Here is a 25114-nt window from a genome sequence, read left to right as displayed (position 1 = left end):
AAATGAACGAAGAAATGAACAACGAGATTTTTGACAGAAGCAAGGACAAAAAGGGTCCCGAAGGAACGAAAATTCTGGGGAGCGATGTCAAACTGCTGTGGCTTATGCTCATCAAGCCCATTGAGGACTACCTCATCGGGAAAAAATGCCACCCCGATGCGCTGACTTACACCACGCTTATTGTTTCGGCTTTCACGGGACTGCTGTTTTCATTCGGGTGGGTTTTTCTCGCCGGCGTTTTTCTGCTCGCCGGCTCAACGGCGGACATATTTGACGGACGGCTTGCGCGCTCTTTGGGCATGTCATCGGCAAGGGGGGCTTTTCTTGACTCCTCGGTGGACAGAGTGGCGGAGCTGTTTATCTACCTCGGAATTATGAGCCACCTGCGCGACTCGGTTTTTATCTATGTAATTCTTCTCGTGGTCGGATCGTCGGTTTTCGTAAGTTATATGCGGGCGCGCGCCGAAGCGCTTGGAATAGACTGCGCGGTTGGCGTTATGCAGAGAACCGAACGGGTTGTCTATCTGGGAGTCGCGTCTCTTTTGAACTTCTTTGTGGACGGGCTTGCGCGGTTGGCGGGTTTTGACAGCGGGGACTACGGGCTCAAAATCGCGCTTATTATCCTGCTTGTGTTTTCCTCATACACGGCGTTTGAGCGCGCGCGTCATACCATTAAAGAGATTGAAATTATGGAAGAAAAAGCGCCGAAAGGCAGTCCGTGGAAAACTCCCGGCCCTTAACCTTTTGACCTTTCCTTAATTCTGCTCGCCTTCTTGGAAAGTCCGCGCATATAGTAGAGTTTGGCTCTCCTGACCTTGCCCGGACGTTTGACTTCAACTTTGTTTATAAGGGGCGAATTGACGGGGAAAATCCTCTCAACCCCGATTCCGTAGGAAACCTTTCTGACCGTGAATGTGCTCCGCACGCCGCCGCCTTTGAGGCTGATGACCGTTCCCTCAAAAACCTGGTTTCTTCTTTTGTCGCCTTCAAGAATGTTGTAATGAACGGCGATAAGATCCCCGGAACGAAACGCGGGAATGTCGTCCCTGATTGAATCTTTTTCAAACTGACTGAGTACTTCGCTCATTTGCGCGCTATCCTATCATTGTTTTTTCAACTATCAAAACTCACACGAGAAAAGCCTGTCCATTATCGCCGCCGCCGCGCCGCGCACCGAAAGATGGTTGTAATCGCCGTAACTTCTGATGGGTTTAAGCGTGTGGTCCGCGGAGTCAAGAACTTCGCGCACGATTCCCCATCCGGTTCCCAGAAGAAGAAGCCACGGGCGGTCTCCCGCCATAATTTTTTCCCTCATTTCCCCGTATCCGGTCATTTTCTCTCCAACCCTCGCATCTGTCGCGATAATTTCCGGTTTCTTCCCCTCCAGTTTTTCTATCTCCGCCGTAACGTTTTCAAGCGAGTTTTTTATCTCCACAAGTCTCATCGCTTCGGCACGGGTCTCGTTGTAGCCCGCTCCGGCTCCGACCGTCCAGTATTTAATGACCCTTTCGGCGAGTTCACGTTGCCCCTCAATGGGATTGACCGGGAAAAATTTCCTCACTCCGTAGGTTCTGCACGCCCGCGCGATATCATGGATATCAAGATTGGTAAAAGCGGAAGAGACTGTTTCAAACCGGCTGTTGTAAACGGGATAATGAAGCAACGCGACATACGCCCTGTAATCGGGCGCGTCCGTTTCCCGCCACTCGCAAAGCGCGGTGGTTTCGTCTTTCGTGAGCGCCGCCCGGTCAAGAATATCGGGACGTTTTATCAGGGTGTTTTTTATTCCCGCCTCCCTTCTCCACCGCGCTATCTCCTCATGATTGCCGGAAAGCAGAGTTTTGGGCACGGAAACACCTTCGTATGTTTCCGGACGCGTGTATTGCGGATGGCTCAAAAGCCCGTCCGAAAGAGACTCATTTTCAGTGGACGCGCTGTTTCCCACAACACCGGGAACAAGGCGCGACACCGCGTCCGTTATAACCGCGGCGGCGTATTCCCCGCCCGAAACTATGTAGTCGCCGATTGAAACCTCCATGTCTATATGCAGGTCGCACACCCGCTCGTCAACGCCCTCGTATCTTCCGCAAACAATCACAACTTTCCCGTAATCCCGTAGCTCGCGCGCGAGTTTGCCGTCAAAGGGGCGACCTTGCGCCGAGGTGAGCAGGGTAACGGTTTTTTCGCTCCCCTCCTTCGCCGCCTTAATCGCTTTTCCAAGCGGTTCGGGCAAAAAAAGCATTCCCTCTCCGCCGCCGTAGGGCTTGTCATCCACAACCTTGTGTTTGCCGTCCGCGAAATCCCGCAGGTCGCGGATGTTGATGTCTACAAGACCCTTTTCACGCGCTTTGGACAAAATCCCGCACGAAAAAACCGAATCAAAAAACTCGGGGAAAATTGTGATGATTTCGTATTTCATAAGAGGCAATGAAATCAAAGGACCGGAAACTTCAGTATGCGGCTCCCAATGTATCAGATGTTTTCTTTTCAGCCATTGAACTTAGACTGGAAGCGGAATAATACAAGAGTTTGAAGGAACTTGAAAAAACAGTTCACTCCTTCTCTTTAAGCGCTTTGGTGTTTTTTACCACCACCGTCCCCTTTTCTAGGTCAACGCCCGCGATGAACTTTTTCACCATCGGAACAAGAATTTCCCCGCCGTCCGGGGTGGAAATTACAAGCACGGACTGCATTCCGCTTTGCACAACCGATGAAACACCGCCGATTTTTTTGCCGTCTCCGTCCGCCGCTTCAAGCCCGATGAGTTGAAAATTGTAGTATTCTCCCTCGCCGGTTTCAGGCAGGTCTGATGAGGCAATCATCACCGTTGAGCCCGTAAACTTTCGCGCGCCGTTAAGGGTGTCCACTCCGGAGAGTTTCAAAACCGCATTTTTTTCGCGCACAATTTTTTCGGTTATCTCAAAACTGCGCGGCTCGGACGAGCCCGCAGACTTTATGAAAACGCGTGTGAGTTTTTCCAGCGAAGAGGTTTCGCCGCTGAACGGAATTACCTTTAAGCCGCCCCCAAGCCCGTGGCTTTTGGCAATTCTCCCGTAATCAATAAGCCTCATCGCCTTCGTGGAAGGGAAGGATTTTAATCAACTATGTCCAGCGAGAACCAGATTCCCCGCTTTGCGGCGGCGGCGGCGAGCAGCCCCCTGAGCGCTTTGGCGGTCTTGCCCTGTCTGCCGATGACCTTTCCCATGTCGGGTTGCGCAACTCTGAGGCGCAGAACCGTTTTGTCTTCATTCACAACTTCTTCTATTTTAACCTTGTCGGGCTCATCAACTATTGAAGAGACAAGGAACTGCAATAAATCTTTCAAGCTTCCCATTTTTCAAGTCCAATCAGTTTTTTGACCGTATTTGACGGTTTGGCGCCCTTTGAAATCCACTTTTTGATTTTTGCCTCGTCAAATTTCAGTTCGTGCGGACGTTTAATCGGGTCGTAGTAACCCAGAATTTCAAGAAATTTACCGTCCCGCGCACGGCGCTTTTCGGCGGCGACAATTCTGTAAAACGGCTTTTTCTTCGCGCCCAGTCTTGTGAGTCTTATTCTTACCAAAAAACCTCTCCTCCCGGTCCGGCGGGCAGACCCGCGCGACCGGGAACAATTCTATATGACTCCGTCCGCAGTTCCAACTTCTCTCTAATCAAGTCCGCGCGGAAGACCGGCGAGTTTTCCCATTTTGCCCTTGCCGCCCTTTTTCATAACCGACTGCATCTTTATAAAGTTTTTAACCGTCCGGTTCACTTCGGCGACCGTTTTTCCGCTTCCCGCCGCTATGCGTTTTCTTCTGCTTCCGTTGAGAATTCTGTGGTTGCGCCTTTCTCCGGGCGTCATTGAGTCCACAATGGCGACCGTTGTTTTCATCGCCGCGCGCGCCTTGTCCGTGGCTTCGGGATTTTTCAAAAGCGACCCCGCGCCCGGAATCATCGCCCCTATGCTTTCAAGCGGACCCATTTTGCCGATTGCAAGCATCGCCTGCTTGAAGTCTTCAAGCGTGAAGCGGTTTTTCATCACGTTGCGGGTCATCTGCCCGGCTTCGGAATCCGTTACGGCGGTTTGCGCCTTTTCAATAAGGGTCAGCACGTCTCCCATGCCGAGAATGCGGGACGTTATTCTTTCGGGATGAAAAATCTCAATGTCCGAGGGGTTTTCGCCGGTTCCGAAAAACTTGATCGGCTTGCCGGTTACGGCGCGCATTGAAAGAGCCGCGCCGCCGCGCGCGTCTCCGTCCATCTTTGTAAGAACGACCCCGCTTATGTTAAGCGCGTCATTAAAGCCCTCCGCCGCCTTCACGGCGTCTTGTCCGGTCATCGCGTCCGCAACGAGCAAAATCTCTGCGGGGGTGGATGTGGTTTTTATCCGCTTCAACTCCTCCATCAGTTCTTCATCAATGTGAAGGCGTCCGGCGGTGTCAAAAATCACCGTGTCAAAACCGTCCTTGCGGGCGAAATCCACGGAGCCGGAGCAAATCTCTTCGGGACCCGCCCCTGCGGGCGGCTCATAAAAACCCGCGCCCGTCTGCGAAGCGAGTGTTTTTAATTGTTCGGCGGCGGCGGGTCTGTAAACATCGGCGGGAACAAGAAGGATTTTTTCCGTTTTTCCCGCAAGGTTCTCTCCCGCGAGCCAGACTGCGAGTTTCGCGCAAAAAGTGGTTTTTCCCGCACCCTGAAGCCCCACCGCCATTATCGTAAAAGGCCCCGCCCCTCTGCGAATGAGCCCCTCGCTTTGTCCGCCGAGAAAAGCGGTCAGTTCCTCTTCGACCGCTTTTATGAAATGCTGTCCGGCGGTTATTCCCCTTTCCCGCTCCACGCCGACGGTTTTCTGTTTTACGGACTGGGTAAAATCCTTTACGACCCGAAAATTCACATCGGCTTCAAGAAGGCTCATACGCACTTCCCGAAGCGCGGAATCTATGTTTTCCTCCGTCAGGCGCGGCGCGCCTTTGACCTTGCCGAGTATGCCCGTGAGCTTTTCGGAAATTCCCTCAAACATATCCACGATTCTAACAGAAGCGGATTGGACAATTCGGGCTTTGGGCTTAAAATAGAAAAATGTCCGAAATAGGAATTTATCTGAAAAACGCCCTTTTTCATCCGCTCAAAACCGGAGCGGTGCTGCCGTCTTCAGAGCGGCTGGCGGACAGAATTGTGGACGAGGCGCGGGTTTCGCGCGCGGGTGTGATTGTTGAGTTCGGGCCTGGAACGGGCGTGTTCACGCAAAAAATTATTGAAAAAATGAGCCCCGAAGCCACTCTTGTGGCGATGGAAATCAATCACGATTTCGCCGAGCGAACAAGAAAACGGTTTCCGCGCGCGCGGGTTTTCAACGCCTGCGCGGGAGACACTTTGAAGTGCCTCAAAAGTGTCGAAATTACAGGGTGCGACAGCATAGTCTCCAGTCTGCCGTGGGCTGTTTTCTCCGACGCTTTGCAGAAAAAACTGCTCAATTCGGCGTGTGAAGCGCTTAACCCCGGAGGAGTTTTCACCTCCTTCGCCTACACGCCCCTGCACGCGCTTCCGGGCGGAAGAAACTTCAGAAAAAACCTTGAAGCGGTTTTCGGCGGAGTTGAAAAAACCGGAACCGAATGGCGCAACGTGCCGCCCGCATTTGTTTACCGGACCGTGAAACGGGGCTGAAAATCCGCGCCTTTGACACCCCGCGCGCAAAGCCCTACAATTTCAGGATATGCCCCCTCTCTACCTCATAGACGGCAGTTCCTATGTTTTCAGGGCCTACTACGCGGTTGACCGCGCTTTTTCAACCTCTTCGGGTTTTCCGACAAACGCCGTTTTCGGTTTTTCCAACATTCTGCGCAAGTTTATTAAAGACTTTGAGCCGCAGTTTATGGGGGTGGTTTTTGACTCAAAAGGCCGCACTTTCAGAAAGGAAATCTATCCCGAATACAAAGCCAACAGGGACGCGCCGCCGGAGGATTTGAGCCCGCAGATTGAAAAAATAATGGAACTCACCGAAGCGATGGGCGTGCGCATGGTTCAAAAGGAGGGTTTTGAGGCGGACGACCTTATGGCCACAATCGCGGTGGCGGCGGAAAAACGGGGCGAGGAAGTGGTGCTTGTTACCGGAGACAAGGATTTCTGCCAGTTGGTTTCTGAAAAAATCACGATTTACGACCCGATGAAGGAGTCCAAAACCCGTATCGCGGGGGTGGTGGAAAAATACGGTCTGCCTCCCGGAAAATTTGTTGATTTTCTCGCCCTTGTGGGCGACTCTTCGGACAACATTCCCGGAGTTGAGGGCGTGGGTCCCAAGGGCGCGGCAAAACTGCTCGCCGAATACGGCTCACTGGAAAATCTTTACGAAAACACCTCCGCGCTTAAAGGAAAGCAAAAAGAGAGAATTGAGCGCGACAGGGAAAAGGCATTCCTGAGCCGAACGCTCGCGACCCTTAAAACCGATGTGGAAACGGAAACCGGGCGTGAAAAATTCGCGTATGACGGCGCAGACACCGAAAAATTAAATCTTCTCCACAAGGAACTTGAATTCGGCGGAAACGCGACCGAAGAGAAAAATGCCGACACCGCACAATACGAACTTTTAACGGAAAGCGAAAAAATTGACGCGCTGTTTGCCGGGATTAAAAAAACCGGCGCCGTGTCCATAGATCTTGAAACCACTTCTCCAAATCCGACCGAAGCGGAAATTGTCGGCATCGCGCTGTCAACCGCGCAAGGCGCGCACTGCTACATTCCGGTCGCCCATTCGTCCGGAAACGCCGATGCGGATGCGGTTTTCCAAAAAATAAAAAAAATCGCCGAAGACCCGGAAATTAAAAAAATAGGGCAAAACCTGAAATACGAACACATCGTTCTGGCAAGGCGCGGAATTGAGCTGAAAGGTATTTTCTTTGACACAATGACCGCCGCGCATTTTCTGGACTCCTCGGGTTTGAGTTACGGGCTCAGTGAACTCGCGCGCAAACATCTGGGGCGCAAAATGACCACTTATAACGAGGTTACAACCGAGGGGAAAAAACGCATTCCGTTTGCCGATGTGCCTCTTGAAAAAGCCAGAGACTACGCATGCGGGGATTCGGACGCGACTATGGAGATTTACAAAAAACTGAGCGCGGAGATTGCCGGCGCGGGCATTGAGGAAAATTATCGCAAGTGGGTTCCGGAAATAACGCGGGTTTTGTCCGCCATGGAGCAAAAAGGCGTTTTTGTTGATACAAAAATGCTTGGGGAAATCTCGGTTGATTTCGAAAAAAAAATAGACGCCATATCGTCGCAAATATATTCCGCGGCGGGCTTTGAACTGAACATCAATTCCACCGCGCAACTCAAAGACCTGCTTTTCGGAAAACTGGGGCTCGCGCCGGTAAAACGCACCGCGAAGGGCGCGCCGTCAACCGATTCCGAAGTGCTTAAAGCCCTTTCGGGGCTCCACCCGATTCCCGCGATGATTCTTGAATACAGGGAAATTTCCAAACTCAAGTCCACATACGTTGACGCTCTTCCGAAACTGGTCAATCCCGCGACCGGAAGAATTCACACCTCATACGGGCCCACCGGAACCTCAACGGGGCGGCTCAGTTCAAGCAACCCGAACCTTCAAAACATTCCGATAAAAAGCGAGGATGGAAGAAAAATCCGGCGCGCCTTTGTGCCGGCGGACGGATTTGTTTTTCTGTCTGCGGACTATTCTCAGATAGAACTGCGCCTGCTCGCCCATTTTTCGGGAGACGAAAAACTGCTCGCGGCTTTTGAAAACGGCGAAGACATTCACTCCTCAACCGCGTCCGAGATACTCGGAGTGCGCGAAGCGGAAGTAACATCCGATATGAGACGGCTCGCGAAAAACATCAATTTTGGAATTATTTACGGCATCAGCCCGTTTGGGCTGTCAAAGCAGTTGGGCTCAAGCATGAATCAGGCGCGCGATTATATGGACACATATTTCAGCCGCTATCCAAAAGTCAAAACATATATGCGCGAATACGCGGACAAAGCCAAAAACGCGGGCTTTGCCGAAACAATTATCGGGCGCAGGCGTTTCATTCCCGAACTCGCGTCAAGAAACAAACTGAAAATCAGAAACGGCGAGAGAGCCGCCATTAACACGCCCATTCAGGGTTCGGCGGCGGACATAATAAATGTCGCGATGATAAAAATTCACGGAAAACTTGAAAAAATGGAGTCGTCAATGATTCTTCAGGTGCATGACGAGTTAATTCTTGAAACCGCTTTTGATGAAAGGGAAAAAGTCGCGGAGATAACCCGCAACGAAATGGAAAACACCCCGTTTAATTTGAAAACGCAAATGAAGGTTGAAATAACCGAAGGAAAAAACTGGGGCGAATTAGCGTGAGGGCAAACCCGCGCCGGAACTTTTTATTTTCGCAAGATGTAGTCAACCAGCAGCCTGACGCCGAAACCGGTCGCCCCTTTGGGATACCAGTCGCTTCCCCTTTCCAGATAGGCGGGACCCGCAATGTCCAGATGCGCCCACGGAACGCTGGAGACAAAATGCTCAAGGAAAAGCGCGGCGGTTATGGCTCCGCCCCAGCGGTTTCCGGTGTTTTTTATGTCGGCAAAATCGCTTTCTATGTCTTTGCGCATATCGTCTGAGAGCGGAAGCTCCCACACCTTTTCGCCCGCCGCGTGCGAAGAGCGTTTGATGTCGCGCGCGATTTTTTCGCTGTTGCTCATAAGCCCCGCCGTATGAACTCCAAGAGCCACAACGCACGCGCCCGTGAGAGTGGCGAGGTCTATAATCTCTTTTGAGCCGATCTCCACCGCGTAACTGAGCGCGTCCGCGAGAACAACGCGCCCTTCGGCGTCCGTATTTACAATCTCTATGGTCTTGCCGTTCATTGCGGTTACGATGTCGTCCGGTTTGTAGGCGGACGGTCCCGTCATGTTTTCCGCCGCCGCCACTATTCCGTGAACGGTAACGCCCGGCTTCGCTGCGGCGATTGCCTTCATCGCTCCCACCACGGCGGCCGCGCCGGACATATCCATCTTCATCGTTTTCATTGCCTCGGCGGGTTTGAGGCTCAAACCACCGGAATCAAAGGTTATCCCCTTGCCGACAATCGCGACCGGGCGCGACCGGACGGCTTTGGGAGAGTAGGTCATATGGATAAGACGCGGAGGGTTTGAACTGCCCGCGCTAACCGCGAGCATTCCGCCCATTCCCCTCTTTTTCATCTCATCCGGCATAATGACGGAACAGGAAAGCCCCTCTTCCGAACACATGGTTTGAGCGTAATCCGCGAGAACGGAAGGCGTGAGATGGGCGGGCGGCTCATTAATCATATCCCTGCAAAGACGCACTGCGCTTGAGATGCTCCGCGCCGCTCGCGCCGTGCTTTTGAAAGAGGTTTCGGACGCCGTGGAATAAACCGCAACAGAGGAGATAGCGCCCTCTTTTTTGGAACCGCTTTTGTATTTGGAGAAAACATAGGAGCCGCAAAGAGCGCCTTCCATCAGCGCGCGCAATGCGGGCGCGCCGGATGCGGGAAAATCCAGAACGATTTCTTTCACATGAGAGCCCGCGTTTTTCGCGGCAACCGAAGCGGCTTTGAAAAAATCAGATGGCGCGGAGAACGATTTTTTATCGCCAAGCCCGACAATCATAACTTCGGAAGCGGGCAGATTCCCCACCGTGTCCACAGTAAAAAACCCGCCGAGGCGCAAGCCGCTCGCTCGCTTGCTTGCCCGTGAAATCGCGCCTTTCAGTTTTTTGTCAATCGCGGAAAATCGCCGTTTTTCCCCTTCATACACGCCTATGGCGAGCAAATCCGTTTTTGTGCGATGAGGGTTTTTTACGCGAATAAAACTTGTCATTGAAAACTCCCGTTAGCCGTATCTCCCAGCAATTCAAACAATCTATCTGAAATTGCGCGGGACGGGAACGCTGAATAAAACAGTTTGAGTTTTTACCAATCCGCGCTTAAAGCCGCAGGCTTGCGCGGGCGAGCGCGTTCAAATCATCGTTGCCGGATGAATATCCGGTCTCAACGCCTATGTTCACTCTTTTAAAACCAAATTCCGCGCCAAGCGCGTGGTTGTGCCGTCCGTCCAATTCATTTATCTGTGAACGGGCGTAAGCGTTTGTATCGTCCCAGTTATAAGCAACCTTTGCCTGCATAACCGTGGAGCGGATTTCCTGTTTCACATCGTTGAACTGTGTTCCCGGAGCAATCCGCGAAATTAAATCGCCGCTTTCTAACGCTCTTTTGATTGACACTTCCATACCGCGTCCGTCAAGACCTCTGTCGTAGGAAAATGCCGCCACAATCACGCCCGAATACTCTTTTGTCTCGTCTCCCAGCACCTGCGCGGAACCGCCGAAATTCAGGCCGATTGCGTTATACGCGTTGAGTTCAAACCCACCGCCGGCATCAACGAAAAAGTTGTCATTTACAGACGCGTCTCCGGTATCGTAATGATGAAAACCCGCCCCTACTCACATCCGCCTTCGAGCATAACCTTTTCAATTTCATAGCCCGCCGCGATGACGGCGATTTTCGCGCACAGCGAAAGCAGTTCGGGGATTTTGCCGAACTCTTTCACGCCGTTCGGAAACTGGCGGAACTCCATTCCGGACGAATTCAAATTCTGCGTTTCGCTTTTTTTAGAGTTCGTGCGGTAAAACGCGCCCGCCACCTCGGTTTCCACCATATACAGCACCGGCTCGGCGGGATGTCCGTCATCGGTGCGCAAAACGGTCTCAATCCCTTCTTGAATAACGATTTGTCTGCTGGGATTTTTTGACTTTCCGGCGCGCATTTTCTTTCTGTTCTCCGCGTTCAGATTTCTGATCCCGTCCCCGCCCGAAACCGCCACAACCGCCATTCCGAAGGTGCCGTTGTTGCTTTTCACGAAAAGAAGCGGCTCGCCGTTTGCCGGACCCGCCGCCATTTCGTCAGCCGCGCGGGCGATCCTCTCCCTGTCTTGCGGCTCGTCAAAATCCACATTTTCAATAAGCCGTGTCTCAATGGAAATAATCTCAGGGTCAATTCCGCACACCGCCGCCGCCTCGCGGGCGAGCGAATTGTAAAACTCAAAATGCACGTCCTTTCTGCGGGAATGCCAGCCGATTTCCACCGGAGGCAGAACCGGCTGCTCTATGTCGCGCAAAATCGTGGGGCAGTCATCGGAAAAATCATTGTTGAGCAGAACAGCGTCCGGAACAAAACCGCCCGCAGAGATTTTCGCACCGTCCCTTGCGGCTTTGACAACCTCAACCGTTCCACCCCCCGAAGCGGCGGCGGAGAGAACATCGCGCTCAATCGCGTCATCAACAAAACCAACTTTCACCTCAAACCCGCGCGCGCGCAAAACCTCTTCAAGCGTCTTCACATTTTCCCAGTAATGCGGGTTGCGCGTGTGGATTTCCGGAATCACGAGGAGTTTGTCCGCGCCGGGATATTTGCGCGAAATGGCGTCCCTGATGAGAAGCCCGAGCCGGTCGCGAAAATCCGGGGAGAGGTTGTTGAAACCGGCGGGAAAGATGTTTGTGTCCACCACGGCGGCTTTGCTTGACGAAATCCTGATGTCCGCCGAGGAGTAAAACGGCACAAAAACCTTTTCCAGATGAGCCGCCTCCCACACCCCGATGTCCGCCGCCGCGACGGCGACCGCCCCGCTTGCTTCGTTTATAAAATCCATTTCCGGTTATTTTACGCCCGAAAGGCGCAATTCAATCGCTTTTATCAAAAGCCCGGGGTCGTTGGGAACCCTCAAACCGTCCACAAAAAACGCGGGCGTTCCGTCCACCCGCAAAGAAACCCCCTCTTCTATGTCCCTCTCAACCAAATCCGCCGTTTCGGACTGCTCCACGCACTGCGCGAATTTGCCGCCGTCAAGCCCCGCCTTTGCGGCGAGGACGGCAAAATGCTCTTTGTGATTGTCTTTCGTTATCTCCGCCTGCGCGGCGAAAACCTCATCGTGAAAAATCCCGAACGCCTCATTGCCGCCGAGCCGCATAAAACAGTATGACGCCTCGGACGCCTCATAAGCCCAGTCGTGAAAACTAAGCGGAAACTGCTTGTAGACAACCTTCACATCGCCGTCGTATTCGTCCAGAATTCTTTTCAAAACTTCGGACGAGGCGCGGCAATACGGGCATTGAAAATCCGAAAACTCCACAATCACCACGCGCGCGCGCGGATCGCCGAGAACGGCGACTTCATCAAAGGAGATTTTTTTCATATTGTCAGCCGCATAATCAACCGCCGTGTCAAGAATCCTGTTCCCCGCGATTACACGCCCGTCCGGCGACACAAGCAGCAGCGGCGCGCCCGTGAAAGATTTAGGCGCAGCTTTGAAGCCGGGAATCTGAGAGTCGTTCAAATCGCTCTCACCGAAAGGTCCGCGCGCTTCCAGAATGATATGCCGCCCGTCCGGCGAGAGAATAAATGGCACGGGGGGAATATCCGTTTCGTAGCCGTCCGGCGACTTTACAACGAACATTCCGCCCGTAAATCCGTCTCCTTTGTCTCTGACATTCTCCGCCCTGACGGTGTATCCGTCCGGAATGAAAAGCGAAAATGTTCCGGCGAAAAATCGCGCGGCGGCGTCCGCCTTGTTGCCCAAATCCTCATCGCTCTGTCCGCCGCCGCATGAAAGCGCGGCAAGACAGAGGAGAACCGCGAACAAAAAAACCTTCGCGCGCACGGAATCAGCCGAAAACCTTTTTGAAAATAGCGTCAACATGTTGGAAGTCCCCCGAAACATCAAAGCAGGCGTCAATCTCTTGTGAGGAAAGAAGACGCTTCAACTCGGCGTCCGCTTTCAGAATTGCGCGGAAGTCCGTCTTTTTCTCCCAGCACTTCATCGCATTTCTCTGAACTATCTTATACGCCTTCTCGCGCGAAACACCCTTGTCAATAATTTTCAGCAAAACCTTGTGCGAGAACACAAGCCCTTTTGTCAAATCCATATTTTGCGCGAGGCGGTCTTTGTGAATAACAAGCCCTTCCAGCAGGGTCTTGAGCCGCGCCAGCATAAAGTCAATCAAAATCGTCCCGTCCGGCGCGATAACCCTCTCAACAGAGGAGTGGCTTATGTCTCTTTCGTGCCACAGCGCGATGTTTTCAAGCGCGGCGGTGGAGTGAGACCTTACAACCCTCGCAAGCCCGCAAAGATTTTCGGACAGAATGGGGTTTTTCTTGTGCGGCATCGCCGAAGACCCCTTCTGACCGCTTCCGAACGGCTCCTCCATTTCAAGCACTTCGGTTCGCTGAAAATGGCGGATTTCGGTCGCAATTCTTTCAATCGCGGCGGCGATGAGTGAAAGACACAGAAAATACTCCGCGTGTATGTCGCGGTGGATTATCTGCGTGGAGATGGCGGCGGGCTTCAAGCCCAGCTCGCGGCAGGCAATTTTCTCAACTTCGGGCGGAACGCTTGAATAAGTCCCGACCGGTCCCGACATCATTCCCACGCTCACGCCCCCGGCGGCGCGTTTCATTCTCTCAAGGTTGCGCCCCATTTCGTCATACCACAGGGCGAAAACCAGCCCCAGCGTTTTCGGCTCGGCGTGAACGCCGTGAGAGCGCCCGACCATAGGCGTTTTTTTGTGCCGCAGGGAGAGTTTTTTGAGAACCTTCATCACATCGCTCATATCTTTGAGGATAATCGCGGATGCGGCTTTCAACTGGAGCGCGAATGCGGTGTCCAGCACATCGGACGAGGTTATGCCCATGTGAATATAGCGGGCGTTTTTACCAACCTTTTCAGAAACGCAAGTGAGAAACGCCACAATGTCGTGCTTCAAATCCTTTTCAAGTTTCGCAATTCTTTTTTCGTCAAATGCGGCTTTTTTTCTGATGTCCGCAAGAGCGGCGCGCGGTATTTTCCCCTTCCGGCTCCACGCCCCGCAGACCGCCAACTCAACTTCAAGCCACCGTCCGTATCGCGAATTGTCGCTCCAAATCTCCGCCATTTCCTTCCGGCTGTATCGTGAAATCAAAGGACAAAAACCTCCCCGCAACTTTTCGGTGCGATGTGCAGAGACGCGGAAAAACCGCTTATCGCCCTGCGCGCGGCGTCCAGCGCAAGACGCGGCAAATTGTTTCTCTCACTGAGGTGCGCCAGAACAACAAAACGCAAATTGCCGTGCGCAACGCTTTCAAGCAACCGCGAACACTGGCGGTTTGACAAATGTCCCAGCCGCCCCGCAACCCTCTGTTTCACCTCAAGAGGATAACGCCCCGTGAGAAGCCGCCCCTCATCGTGATTGGACTCTATTATCAGCATGTCGCAATCGCTGAGCCGTTCAAGAACCAGCCCGGTTTCAGACCCTATATCTGTAACAATCCCCACCTTTTTGCCGCCCGCCTCAACGGTGAACCCGACCGGGTCAACCGCGTCGTGCGGAACGGGAAAAGGCGTTATGAGAATGTCGCCCACACCGAAGGGCTCGTCCGTGCGGAACTCACGCAAATCTCTAACGCCGCTCCACAGATGCCGTGTGCGGGATGAAACATAAACCGGAACAGGCAACACGGTTATCGCTTTTGTGTGATCCTGATGCTCGTGGCTGATGATGACGCCGTTCAACTCACCGACTTGCGCCCCGACTGACTTAAGACGCTCCGAAACCTGTCTCGCGCTGATGCCGGCGTCAACAAGGATTTTCGCGCTACCGCTGTCTATAAAAGTGCAGTTCCCGGAACTGCCGCTGGCAAGGGTTTGAATTTTCAAGAATAAAACTTCCTTTGAATATGGCTATTATGATTACCCTCACAGCCGTTTTCAAGCCGATTTTGAAACCTCGTCCGATGCATTTATAATCTGCATCCACAACCGACAAAAGACACTAAACTTTCCAAGTTGAGAAGCAACGCAATGAGCGAAGAACTAAATCCGAAACTAGAAGAACTTAAGAAAAAGCGGCGCCTTCATCTTAAGTCAAAGGAGGAAAATAATGACGATGCCCACGAAATGTTTGCGCAACAGCATTCCGACAAAGGACAGTTTATTTTTGAAATTCTTCAGAATGCCGAGGACTCAGAAGCAAGTTATGTGCGTTTTGATGTGCGGAATGATGATTTGGAAATAAGACATGATGGCAAAAAAGTTTTCCAGTATGAAGATGTTTATTCAATAACCACAATGGGTCATTCAACAAAAAAGAATGGTGTTAATCAAATAGGAAAGTTCGGTGTTGGCTTCAAAGCGGTTTTTAATATTACCGATTGTCCGATTGTTCATTCCGGCAAATATCATTTCAAAATTGAAAAATACATAGTTCCAGAGACGGTTGACCCCATAGACATCGGAAAAGAGACTGTGTTCATTTTTCCTTTCAAATCCGGCAATGCCAAAAAATCTGTTATTGAAAATTGTGAGAAGATAAAAACAAAAAGTGAAAACTTGCTGTTTCTGAAAAATATAAAAGAAGTTACTTTCTTTTATAATGGTGAAGAACGAAAATTAAAAATTGAAAAATCTTCTAAAGAAATACCAGAACCTCATAGAAACAGATTAAAAGTTACGGAAGCAACAGCCAAAGACGAAGAAGGTAGTTGGTCCTTTCTTATCATAGAATCCAACGAGGAAATTCCGGAAACATCACACAAGGTTCAAATAGCTTTCCAAAAAGAAAAAAACAAATTCGTGGAAATTGAAATGCCCGTTTTTGTTTTCTTTCCAACAAGTAAACAAAGTGGGCTTTCTTTCCTTGTTCAAGCTCCCTACAAAACAACCCCGAGCAGAGAAAACATTCCTTTGGTGACAAAGAGAATAAGGAAATTACAAAAGAAATAGGAAAACTAATCGCCAACTCTCTTCCCCTGATAAGAGATTTAAATCTTTTGACTCCCGAGTTTTTTGATCTCTTGCCATTGGCTTCGGATGATGAAGAAACTCATGAACCTTACGCAACTGCACATAAGGCAGTTATGAAAAAATTTGAGGAAGACAATTTGATTCCCGGATACGAAAAAGATACATATCTTTATTTAAAAGAATCTTTGTCTGGCACACCGGAAGTAATTCCTCTTGTTAACCCAGAAGAAGTTAAAAAGGGAACTTGCAAATGGGTTTCTCCTGATATTTCCCAGCGCATCATCAATCTTCTTACCATAGAAGAGTTTACTCTTCAAAATTTGGCGGAAAAAATTGATGAAACATTTATAAAGACGAAAAATTATAAATGGCTGGACAATCTATACAAAGCGCTTACCCCAATCAAACACTATAGGGATAGTGAGAAATTCAAAGCATTTGCGACCAAACCCATTGTGCCCCTAAAAGATGGGGAAAGGTATATCTCACCATTGAATTCCGAAGATAAACCACAAATCTTTATGCCTCATGACGAAGAAGAATTCCACGACTTCCAATCTTCTTTTAATATTATTGACCCCAAAATTTTGGAATATGAAAACGCCAAAAAATTTTTTGAAGAAGAACTAAAAATAGACAAACCTAAAAGAAAAGATGACATAGAAAAATCCATCTTGCCACGCTACAAAAAAACAAATCCACCAGTCTGCGCAGAACAGTATAGCAAAGATATTCTTTTCATTGCAAATGCTTACGATAAATCAAACGACAACGAAAAAGAACAGATAGCGAAACTTTTGAAAAATGTCGAAATTATTCTTACAGAAAAAGATATCTACTCCGCGCCCGAAGACACTTATCTTCCCAATAACAAGATTCTCAAATGGTTTGACGGCAATGAAAAAGTAAAAATCGCTAAGGAATTGGATGAAATACAAGAGAAAAAAGACAAGATTGATTCTTTATTTAGCGCTCTTGGATGTAAAAAGAGTATCGAATTATTTCATAAAGAAAAATACTCTAAAGGAGAACCACACAACTGGCAAAGTACAGAAAAAGGGTTCAATCCAGAATTTCAAATTGAAGGACTTGACCACTCCCTTGCGAACATTACTATGGAGCGTTCAAAAATTCTTTGGGGGATTCTCTTGGAAAACCATAGTTTCATTAAAGGAATTTTGCGAAAAGCTGATACTCAAAAGGATTTGGCTTTTGACTCAGCCAAAGAAGAAACTTTTTCAAAAGCAGGAGAGGAAATCAAAAACACCGACTGGCTCTACGACAAAGAGGAAAAGTTAATCCCCGGAGATTGTCTCGGAGGACTCACTTTTAATGACCTACACCCCGATTATTCAGGAGATGACCTTACCCGTGACAAAGTGATTAGAGTTTTGGGAATGACGCCGGAGACATTGACAGTAGAAGAACATCGTGAAAAAACGGCGGAGCTGGAAGAAAAAACGGCGGAGCTAGAAAAGGAAAACAAAGAGCTTAAAGAATTCAAAGAAAAACATGAAAGACAGCAAACCCTGCAATCAAAATCTTATTCTCAAAGGCGGACGGGGTCAGATAGTGTATATGCATCAGATAAAGGTCAGGATTCTGAGGAATGGGAACCTCAACGCGAAGCGGACGGTTCCTCTAAATGGTCTCTCGCCAAAACTTCTGCCCCTATTCAAAGAAGTCTGCAAAATAACCGTTCAGAAGAAGGAAACGAGAACGAAGACTCTCAGCGCAAAGCGACACCAATACCCAAGGAAGTTGGAAGATGGGGAGAGAAAGAGGTTTTTCTTAAACTGAAAGAAAAGCATTCATCAGACGAAGTTATAGAAGTTAAATGGAAGAACGAAATCAAAGAAATCGGCACCCCTTACGACATTCTTATTAAGAAAAATGGAACCCCTGACATCTATGTTGAGGTTAAATCAACCATAAAAGGATCTCCACACCTCTTTGAAATAACGGGCGCGCAGTGGAATCACGCCCGAAAATGCCAAAACGGAGAAATACCAGGTGAGTATGAAATCTATGCCGTGTTCCATGCCGGGGAAAAACATTCAGAAATAGCAGTATTGAAAAATCCCGTTACAGTGTTTAAAGAAGACAAACTTGACGTCCGTCCCTTGGGGCTGAAACTTGCCCTAAGCTCCACAGAGATATAGTTCAATGTCTGAATTCGCAACGCCCTCAGCTTCCGCAGTTATTCTCGCAGCAGGAAAAGGAACTCGCGTTTCGGGCGGAGAGCCAAAACAGTTTCTCAACCTCTGTGGCAAACCCGTTCTTGCGCGAAGTTTGCAGACTTTCGCGTCTTGTGAATCCATAAGCGAAATTATCATCGTTGCGCCGGCGGACAAAATGGAAGAGGCGCGGAAAATCTCTCAAAAATGGACGGACGGAAAAGCGGCTGTCATCACCGGAGGCAAAAACCGTTTTGAGTCGGCGCGGTTGGGATTTTATGCCGCGAGCGAAGAGGGCGAAGCGGTTGTTCTTCATGACGCGGCGCGCCCGTTTGTTGAAAAGGAATTGATAGAACGGTGCGTTCGCGCCGCGATTGAGTTCGGAGCGGCAACCGCCGCTATTCCACTTGACGACTCAATCAAGTTAACCGGGAACGACAGGCAAAATCCGGATATTCTCCGCGTTGTGGGAAATCCGGGGCGCAAAGATGTTTGGCGCGTTCAAACACCGCAGGCGTTCAGACGCGATTTGCTCGCCGAAGCATACGAAAATTTTTCGCCCGCGCTTGAGGAAATAACGGACGAAACCGCGCTTTTTACTTCAACCGGCGGCGGGGCGGTCTTAATTCCGGCGAGCAAACGCAATATGAAAATCACAACCCGTGATGACTTTGCCATTGCCGAACTCATCGCGGAAAATATGGCGGAGACGGAAAAATGACGATACGCACCGGAATAGGATTTGACGCACACAGGTTTGCGGAAAACCGCAAACTTCTGCTCGGCTGTGTGGAAATTCCTTTTGACAGGGGGCTCGAAGGACATTCGGACGCAGACGTTCTTGCCCACGCAATATGCGACTCCATGCTCGGCGCGGCCGGGCTGGGCGACATCGGAAAACATTTTCCCGACACAGACCCCGCATACAAAGGTGCGAGTGGCGCGTTTTTGCTTGAACAAACGCGCGAAAAAATCGCGCGGGCGGGTTTTGAGGTCTCCAACGTGGACGCAGTTGTGATATGCGAAAAACCGCTTATCGCCCCGCACGCAAAAAAGATGAGTGAGAAAATCGCGGAGGCAATCGGCATTGCGCCCGGCGCGGTAAACATAAAAGCCACAACCACCGAAAAAACGGGGTGGACGGGAGCCGGCGAGGGGATAGCGGCAAAGGCGATCTGCCTGATAAAAGAAAAGCCGTGAACCCCGGACTTCTCTCATCGCTTTTTCGCAAACATGGAATTGTCGCCTGTGCCGTGGCGCTTATGTTCGGCATAATTGCCGCGCGGTTTTTGCCCGTGTGGACGGCGGCTTTGTTCGCCCTGCCGGTGGCTTTGGCGCTTGCGGGCGGGAGAAAACGCTTTGCGGTTTTCTTCGCCCTTTTTTTCTTTCCGCTCGGAATGACGTTGCCGCATCTTTACGAGTCCAAGCCGGACCCCGTGTTTTCCGCACTTGAAGGAAAGCGGATAACCGTTACGGGCTCGCTCTATGAAAACGCTCAAAAACGGCTGAACGGCTCGGTAAAAATCCCGCTCAAAATTGAGAGCGCGACTCGCGGCGGCGAAACTGCGCGGGTGGATGTGAAGGTCATCGTCTATTCAAACGGTCATGAAAATCTCGCCTACGGCGATGAGGTTTCGGTGCGGATTCGGGCGCAACGGATAACCGGCTTCAAAAATCCCGGCGCGGGGGATTACTCCCGGCGGCTCGCGGAGGACGGTGTGTTTTTCACGGCGTATGCCGAAGCGGGCAAAATTAAGCCGCTCGGCTCACGGGCGCGGGACGGGGTCCTTTTGCGTCTTGTGAACGGCTTGCGGCGGGACTACGCCGTTTTCATACGGCAAAACCTTCCGCAACCGCAGGCTGAGATTGTGAACGCACTCTCCATCGGCGAAAAAAGCGCTCTTGACGAAACGCTTAAACGCAAATTCACAACGCTCGGAATAGGCCATTTGTTTGCAATCTCGGGCTTGCACGTCGGCATCGCGGCGGTCTTTTTCTTTATGACGGTCAAGTGGCTGCTCAAACGCTCGCAATACATTATGACGCGGTTTGTCGTGCCGCAAATCGCGGCGGGGCTGACAATACCGGCGGTTTTTCTCTACGCCCTGCTCGCGGGTTTCGGAAACTCGTCCGTTCGCGCGGCAATTATGGCAACGGTCTATCTGATCGCGATGATTTCGGGCAGGCGGGATGACAGAATGAACGCGCTCGCGGCCGCCGCGGTGCTTATTCTGTTGTTCTCCCCGAATGCGCTGTTTGAGCCGTCGTTCATTCTGTCTTTTTCGGCGGTGGCGGGAATCCTGCTCGCCCTCAACCGGTTTGGAGTGAAAACCCGCGAACCTGAGAAGGACCCGACTTTGGCACGAAAAATCTCGCTTGCGCTCATTGCGGTTGTGTTCACAACGGCGGCGGCAACCATGATGACTCTGCCGCTTGTTGTGAACATGTTCGGGGTCGCGCCGGTTCTTACTTTTCCCGCAAACATCGCCGCGATGCCAATTGCACTCGCGATGGTGCCTCTGTGCATTGTGGCAATGGTGGTCTTTGCCGCGCTCGGTTTTGTGCCGGAGTTTCTGCTCTCCTCGCTGTCGTTTCTCTCAACCGCGCTCACCAAGGTCGCCGAAGCGCTTTTCGCCGTAAGCCCCGAGATTTCCGTGCCGCAGATGTCGGGATTGACTTTCGTGCTTTTCTACATGGCGCTTGCCGCCGCGTTTTTTGTGAAAAGGGGACGCAAAGCCGCGCAGATTGCCGCCACCGCTCTTTTTGTGTGCCTCACCGCAAGCGCGGCTTATGACTTCCGCCCCGCCGAAAGCGGGGAAACCGAAGCGGCGTTTTTTGACGCGGGGCGCAAGAGCATCGCACTGTTCACATTTACAGACGGCTCAACCGTTCTCGTCAAGGGCGGCTTTTCACGCAAAGCGCGCTCGGCTTTCATCGGCTCGGCCGTTGTTTCGCGCGCCCTGCTTGCCAAGCGGATAACAAAAACGGATCACCTCATTCTGCTGTCAAACGACCATAGCCAACTCAACGGCGCGGCGGCGCTGATAGAGAACAACAATGTGGAAAATCTGTGGATAAACGGCGTAAAGTTAAACGACAAATTGTGGAAAACTGTGGAAAACTACGGCGTAATGTGGAAAAACATACACAAATCCCCGCCCGTTCATAACATCTCCGAAAACGGCGCGGCGCGGCTGGAATTCCTGCGTTTACGGGACTTCACGGTCGCCGACTCGCGTTTTCCGCGCCCCGTTATCCTCAAAATCGTATGTGGAAAAACCTCGTTTCTACTCATGGAATCTATCCACAATATCCATAGTGGCGTAGGAAAGTTGGATATTGTGGATATTGTGGAAAACCGCGAATTGCGTAGTGATGTAGTGTTTCTGCCCGAAATCACAAAGAGGAACAAAAACGCGCTTTCGCTACTTGTGCGGGCGGCGCGTCCGAGTGTTGTGGTGTGTCGCAGGTGCGAAAAAAAGATGTTTGGGGAAAATCCCGCTTTTGAAATCCGCGAAACAGGGATTGAGGGAATGGTGTCCATTTTCACGGACGGAGAGAAAATCACCCGAACGGAGGTTTTCTCTCCGCGCCGCCGCCGCCATGCCGCACCTCAAGCGCGAGCGCTCTATCCCCGAGAAGCGACTCAATCTCCCTGACAAAATCCGGAGACGCCTCAACCTTGTATTTACCGACCTCTATGGAAACGGTTTTGCCCTCCACTCCGAGGTTCAAATCAACCGTTGCCCCGCCCCGGTGCTGTTTGAAAATGCTTTCAAGTTTGGAGAGGTTTTCCGTGTTCGCCGTTTTTTCGTCAACGGAAATGGTAACGCGGGACGCGCGGGAGAGGAATTCCGAAACGGACAGAACCTCTCTGACCTTCATCTGCTTTTTGTCTTCGGGACCGTCAACGTTGCCCGTCAAAATCACCGGCTCGGTCTTCTGTTCAAGCAGGTTGCGGCTTTTGGCTATCGCGTCATTGAAAATCACGCACTCAACCGATCCTTTCAGGTCCTCAAGCGCGAGCCTCCCGAACAGCCCCTTGCCGGACTTGGTCGTCTTTATGGCGAGCGAGCGCACGACCCCGGCGATTGAAATCTCTTTTTTGTCGGGCAGGAGATTAAACCGCTCGGTGTCGGCATGTGAGGTGAAAACTTTCAACTGCTCGGCGTAGCGCGTCATCGGGTGGCTTGAAACAAACAGCCCGACCGCTTCCAACTCGTATTCCGCGGTCTGCTCATCGCTCCACCTTTCCGCTTCGGGCAGAACCGGCTTTGTTATCGCGCCGGAATCGGACGAAAAAAGAGATGACTGCCCGCCCGCATCTCCGGAAGAATCCATCGCGGCATAATACGCGGCGATTGTGCCAAGCGAGTTCAGCAGTTTCGCGCCGTTCTCCTCAAACGAACTCAGCGCGCCGCTCTTTATGAGCATCTCAAAAACCTTTTTTGTTATCCGCTTGGTCTGAACGCGCGTGCAGAAATCAAACAGGTCTTCAAACGCGCCACCCTCCTCACGCGCGGCGATTATAGCGGCGACCGTCTCCTCGCCCACGCCTTTGAGCGCGGAAAGCCCAAAGCGCACGGTCTTTTCATCAACCGGCGTGAACCCTGACATGCTCTCGCTTACATCGGGCGAAAGAACCTTTATGCCCATCTTTCTGCATTCGGTTATGTGCGCGATGAGTTTGTCCTTGTCACTCGCGGAATCAACCGTCATAAGCGCGCACATAAACTCCGCGGGGTGATGCACTTTGAGATACGCCGTCTGGTAGGTGATAAGGGCGTAGGCGGTGCTGTGGCTTTTGTTGAAGGAATAACCCGCGAACTTCTCCATAATCTCAAACAGTTCGGCGGCTTTTTCTTTTTTTATGCCTTTGTCCACGGCACCTGAGACAAACCGCTCCCTCTGCGCCTCCATCTCCCGGGGCTTTTTCTTTCCCATCGCGCGCCGCATCAAATCCGCATCCGCGAGACTGTAATTAGCGCAAATACTCGCCGTCTGCATAATCTGCTCCTGATAGACGAAAAGCCCGCGCGTTTCGCTGAGAACCTCTTCAAGAAGAGGATGCGGATACGAAACCCGCGCCTTGCCGCGTTTGCGTTTGATAAAGTCCTCAACCATTCCGCTGTCCAGAGGTCCGGGGCGGTAAAGCGCGAGCGCGGCGACTATGTCGTCAAAATTTTCGGGTTTGAGTTTGCGTAGCATTGAAACCATTCCCGATGACGACTCAATCTGAAAAAGCCCGTGCGTTTCGCCTTCGGCTAAAAGTTTGTAAACATTTTCGTCATCAGACGGCATGTGGTCTATGTCAAGTGTGGGAACCGAGCCGTTTTTTGAGCGGGAGCGTATGAGGTCAATGGTCTTTTGAATGACTGTGAGAGTTTTAAGCCCGAGAAAATCAAATTTTACATAACCCAGACTTTCAAGCGCGTGCATGTCAAACTGCGTTACGGTTTCACCGTTAGCGCCTTTGTAAAGCGGCACACGGTCGGAGATTTTCTCGCTCGCAATAACCACGCCCGCCGCATGCGTTGAGGAATGGCGCGTCATATCTTCAAGGTGTTTCGCCATTTCAATCAAAGTGGCAATTTGCTCCGAGCCCTCAACAAGTTTTCTGAGTTCGGGCGTTTCCTTCACGGCTTTTTCTATGCTGTGAACCTTGCCGCGAAAAGACGGAATAAGTTTTGAAACCCTGTCCACCTCGCCGTAGGGAACCCCCATAACCCTGCCGACATCGCGCACAACCGCCTTTGACGACATTCTTCCGAAGGAGCCGATTTGAACAACGCTTTCGCTGCCGTATTTTTCGCTCACATAGTCTATGACGCGGTCGCGCCCTTCGGCACAGAAGTCTATATCTATGTCGGGCATTGAAATTCTGCCCGGATTGAGAAAACGCTCAAAAATCAGTTTATGAACCACCGGATCAACATCGGTTATGCCCAGAGCGTAAGCGGCGAGACTGCCTGCCACGCTTCCGCGCCCGGGGCCGACCGGAATGTTGTTTTCTTTTGCGTATCGCACAAAATCCGCGACCACAAGAAAGTAGTCCGCAAAGCCCATTTTGCAGATTTCGTCAATCTCGTATTCAAGCCGCCCGGAGTATTCGGCGGAGTCTTCCGCGATTCCGCGGGACAAAAGCCGCTCGGCAAGAAGGCGCGGGGCAAGTTCGCGCAAACTCCGGACCGAAGACTCGCCGCCGGCTTCAAACTGCGGAAAGCGGTAGCCCTCATCTTTGAACTCAAAATTACACCTGTCCGCGATTTGAACCGTTCTGTCCAGCGCGTCAGAGAAACCCCTGAGACTTTTCTCCATCTCCCCGCGCGTTTTGAGATAAAACCCGTCTCCCGGAAACCTCATTCTGCCTTCGTCTTCAAGTTTTTTCCCCGTCTGTATGCAAAGCAGAACATCATGGGGCTCGTAGTCATCGCGACGCAGGAAATGGCAGTCATTGGTAGCGACAAGTGGAACATCAAACTTTCCGCTCAACTTTTTCAACTCAGCGTTCACGCGTTTTTGCTCATTCACACCGGTCGCCTGAACTTCAAGGTAATATCTGTCGCCGAAGATCTCTTTGTAGGTGGAAATGACCTTTCCGGGCGGGTCGGGATAGCGTTTGAAAATCGCCTGAGATAACTCTCCGCTCAGACAGCCGCTTAAAACTATCAACCCCTCGTTATGCTCTGAGAGCATCTCGTGGTCAACTCTGGGACGACGGTAAAGTCCCTCAAAATAGCCGCGCGTAACCAGATTTGAAAGGTTTGAATATCCCCGCTCGTTCATGCACAGAACGGTCAGGTGAAAGTTTTTACCGTCAGACGGCTTGTCCAGTTTAAGCGTGGGGGTAACGTAGATTTCACAGCCGATAATCGGCTTTACGCCCTTTTTCCTTGCCTTACTGTAAAACTCGTAAGAACCGAAAAGGTTACCGTGGTCGGTAACGGCAACAGCGCCCATCTTCAACTCGCTCACCCTGTCAATCAGGTCGTCAAACTTTATAGCCCCGTCAAGGAGCGAGTATTCCGAGTGGAGATGAAGATGAACGAAACTGTTGTCTTTCATTCAAAAAATTATATCCGCAGATTACGCAGATAAGACCTGCGCTAAAAAATAGAAAGAATAATTTCTTGTTTTACCGCTTGCTGTGGCAAACGGAATATCTGC

The 25114-nt window shown here is 51.1% G+C and carries 21 protein-coding genes; 8 read left to right on the top strand and 13 right to left on the bottom strand.

Going from position 1 to position 25114, the window contains the following annotated elements:
- Positions 1-2: 2 nt before the first annotated feature.
- The gene (locus ACY430_RS05435) at positions 3-740 is read left to right on the top strand and encodes a CDP-alcohol phosphatidyltransferase family protein (protein ID WP_462137875.1); all 738 of its coding nucleotides are present in this window, start codon (positions 3-5) and stop codon (positions 738-740) included.
- Here ACY430_RS05435 and rplS read toward each other — a convergent pair.
- From rplS to ffh, 6 genes are all read right to left on the bottom strand, one after another.
- Positions 737-1087: a 50S ribosomal protein L19 gene (gene rplS, locus ACY430_RS05430; protein WP_462137874.1), complete on the bottom strand. Its 351-nt coding sequence runs from the start codon at positions 1085-1087 to the stop codon at positions 737-739. The genes ACY430_RS05435 and rplS overlap by 4 nt on opposite strands.
- Positions 1088-1120: 33 nt before the next feature.
- Complete coding sequence (gene trmD, locus ACY430_RS05425) at positions 1121-2419, bottom strand: tRNA (guanosine(37)-N1)-methyltransferase TrmD (RefSeq protein WP_462137873.1); 1299 nt, start codon at positions 2417-2419, stop codon at positions 1121-1123.
- 133 nt (positions 2420-2552) lie between these two features.
- On the bottom strand, positions 2553-3071 hold the full coding sequence (gene rimM, locus ACY430_RS05420) for a ribosome maturation factor RimM (protein ID WP_462137872.1): 519 nt from the start codon (positions 3069-3071) through the stop codon (positions 2553-2555).
- A gap of 23 nt (positions 3072-3094) precedes the next feature.
- Complete coding sequence (locus ACY430_RS05415; protein WP_462137871.1) at positions 3095-3334, bottom strand: KH domain-containing protein; 240 nt, start codon at positions 3332-3334, stop codon at positions 3095-3097.
- Positions 3322-3564, bottom strand: coding sequence for a 30S ribosomal protein S16 (rpsP, locus tag ACY430_RS05410; protein ID WP_462137870.1), 243 nt, complete (start codon positions 3562-3564; stop codon positions 3322-3324). Before rpsP ends, ACY430_RS05415 begins: the two co-directional genes overlap by 13 nt.
- 84 nt (positions 3565-3648) lie before the next feature.
- Positions 3649-5001 (bottom strand): signal recognition particle protein, encoded by a 1353-nt coding sequence (gene ffh / locus ACY430_RS05405; RefSeq protein ID WP_462137869.1) that lies wholly within the window; start codon positions 4999-5001, stop codon positions 3649-3651.
- Positions 5002-5060: 59 nt separating this feature from the next.
- Here ffh and ACY430_RS05400 point away from each other — a divergent pair, with 59 nt between their 5' ends.
- Both ACY430_RS05400 and polA read left to right on the top strand, forming a co-directional pair.
- Positions 5061-5645, top strand: a complete 585-nt coding sequence (locus ACY430_RS05400; RefSeq protein WP_462137868.1) for a class I SAM-dependent methyltransferase — start codon at positions 5061-5063, stop codon at positions 5643-5645.
- A gap of 49 nt (positions 5646-5694) precedes the next feature.
- Complete coding sequence (polA, locus tag ACY430_RS05395) at positions 5695-8337, top strand: DNA polymerase I (RefSeq protein WP_462137867.1); 2643 nt, start codon at positions 5695-5697, stop codon at positions 8335-8337.
- A 23-nt stretch (positions 8338-8360) separates the two neighbouring features.
- Here polA and ACY430_RS05390 read toward each other — a convergent pair whose 3' ends face one another.
- The 6 genes from ACY430_RS05390 to ACY430_RS05365 all read right to left on the bottom strand — a co-directional run bounded on the left by ACY430_RS05390 (position 8361) and on the right by ACY430_RS05365 (position 14684).
- Positions 8361-9818 (bottom strand): leucyl aminopeptidase, encoded by a 1458-nt coding sequence (locus ACY430_RS05390; protein WP_462137866.1) that lies wholly within the window; start codon positions 9816-9818, stop codon positions 8361-8363.
- A 106-nt stretch (positions 9819-9924) separates the two neighbouring features.
- Positions 9925-10308: a hypothetical protein gene (locus ACY430_RS05385; RefSeq protein WP_462137865.1), complete on the bottom strand. Its 384-nt coding sequence runs from the start codon at positions 10306-10308 to the stop codon at positions 9925-9927.
- Between the two features lie 128 nt (positions 10309-10436).
- Positions 10437-11645 carry a glutamate--cysteine ligase gene (gene gshA / locus ACY430_RS05380; protein ID WP_462137864.1) on the bottom strand — a complete coding sequence of 403 codons (1209 nt, stop codon included), beginning with the start codon at positions 11643-11645 and terminating at the stop codon, positions 10437-10439.
- A 6-nt stretch (positions 11646-11651) separates the two neighbouring features.
- Entirely contained in the window at positions 11652-12692 is a 1041-nt protein-coding gene (locus tag ACY430_RS05375; RefSeq protein WP_462137863.1) for a DsbA family protein, read from the bottom strand.
- Positions 12658-13950 carry an adenylosuccinate lyase gene (purB, locus tag ACY430_RS05370; RefSeq protein ID WP_462137862.1) on the bottom strand — a complete coding sequence of 431 codons (1293 nt, stop codon included), beginning with the start codon at positions 13948-13950 and terminating at the stop codon, positions 12658-12660. The genes ACY430_RS05375 and purB overlap by 35 nt, the downstream gene beginning before the upstream one ends.
- Complete coding sequence (locus ACY430_RS05365) at positions 13947-14684, bottom strand: MBL fold metallo-hydrolase (protein ID WP_462137861.1); 738 nt, start codon at positions 14682-14684, stop codon at positions 13947-13949. Before ACY430_RS05365 ends, purB begins: the two co-directional genes overlap by 4 nt.
- 144 nt (positions 14685-14828) lie before the next feature.
- On the opposite strand from ACY430_RS05365, the gene ACY430_RS05360 reads away from it, so the two are divergent.
- The 5 genes from ACY430_RS05360 (at position 14829) to ACY430_RS05340 (ending at position 21606) form a co-directional block, all read left to right on the top strand.
- Entirely contained in the window at positions 14829-15749 is a 921-nt protein-coding gene (locus ACY430_RS05360; protein ID WP_462137860.1) for a sacsin N-terminal ATP-binding-like domain-containing protein, read from the top strand.
- Positions 15750-15826: 77 nt separating this feature from the next.
- A complete protein-coding gene (locus ACY430_RS05355; protein ID WP_462137859.1) occupies positions 15827-17932 on the top strand; it encodes a protein NO VEIN domain-containing protein in 2106 nt (701 codons plus the stop codon).
- A gap of 4 nt (positions 17933-17936) precedes the next feature.
- Positions 17937-18668, top strand: coding sequence for a 2-C-methyl-D-erythritol 4-phosphate cytidylyltransferase (gene ispD, locus ACY430_RS05350; RefSeq protein ID WP_462137858.1), 732 nt, complete (start codon positions 17937-17939; stop codon positions 18666-18668).
- Positions 18665-19147 (top strand): 2-C-methyl-D-erythritol 2,4-cyclodiphosphate synthase, encoded by a 483-nt coding sequence (ispF, locus tag ACY430_RS05345; RefSeq protein WP_462137857.1) that lies wholly within the window; start codon positions 18665-18667, stop codon positions 19145-19147. The genes ispD and ispF overlap by 4 nt, the downstream gene beginning before the upstream one ends.
- Positions 19144-21606 (top strand): ComEC/Rec2 family competence protein, encoded by a 2463-nt coding sequence (locus ACY430_RS05340; protein ID WP_462137856.1) that lies wholly within the window; start codon positions 19144-19146, stop codon positions 21604-21606. The genes ispF and ACY430_RS05340 overlap by 4 nt, the downstream gene beginning before the upstream one ends.
- Here the strand turns inward: ACY430_RS05340 and dnaE are convergent.
- The gene (dnaE, locus tag ACY430_RS05335; protein WP_462137855.1) at positions 21512-25012 is read right to left on the bottom strand and encodes a DNA polymerase III subunit alpha; all 3501 of its coding nucleotides are present in this window, start codon (positions 25010-25012) and stop codon (positions 21512-21514) included. The two genes, ACY430_RS05340 and dnaE, sit on opposite strands and share 95 nt — an antisense overlap.
- Positions 25013-25114 lie beyond the last annotated feature (102 nt).

It is taken from the genome of Candidatus Mycalebacterium sp. (assembly GCF_977828045.1).
This window is presented reverse-complemented; position numbering and strand designations above follow the sequence as displayed.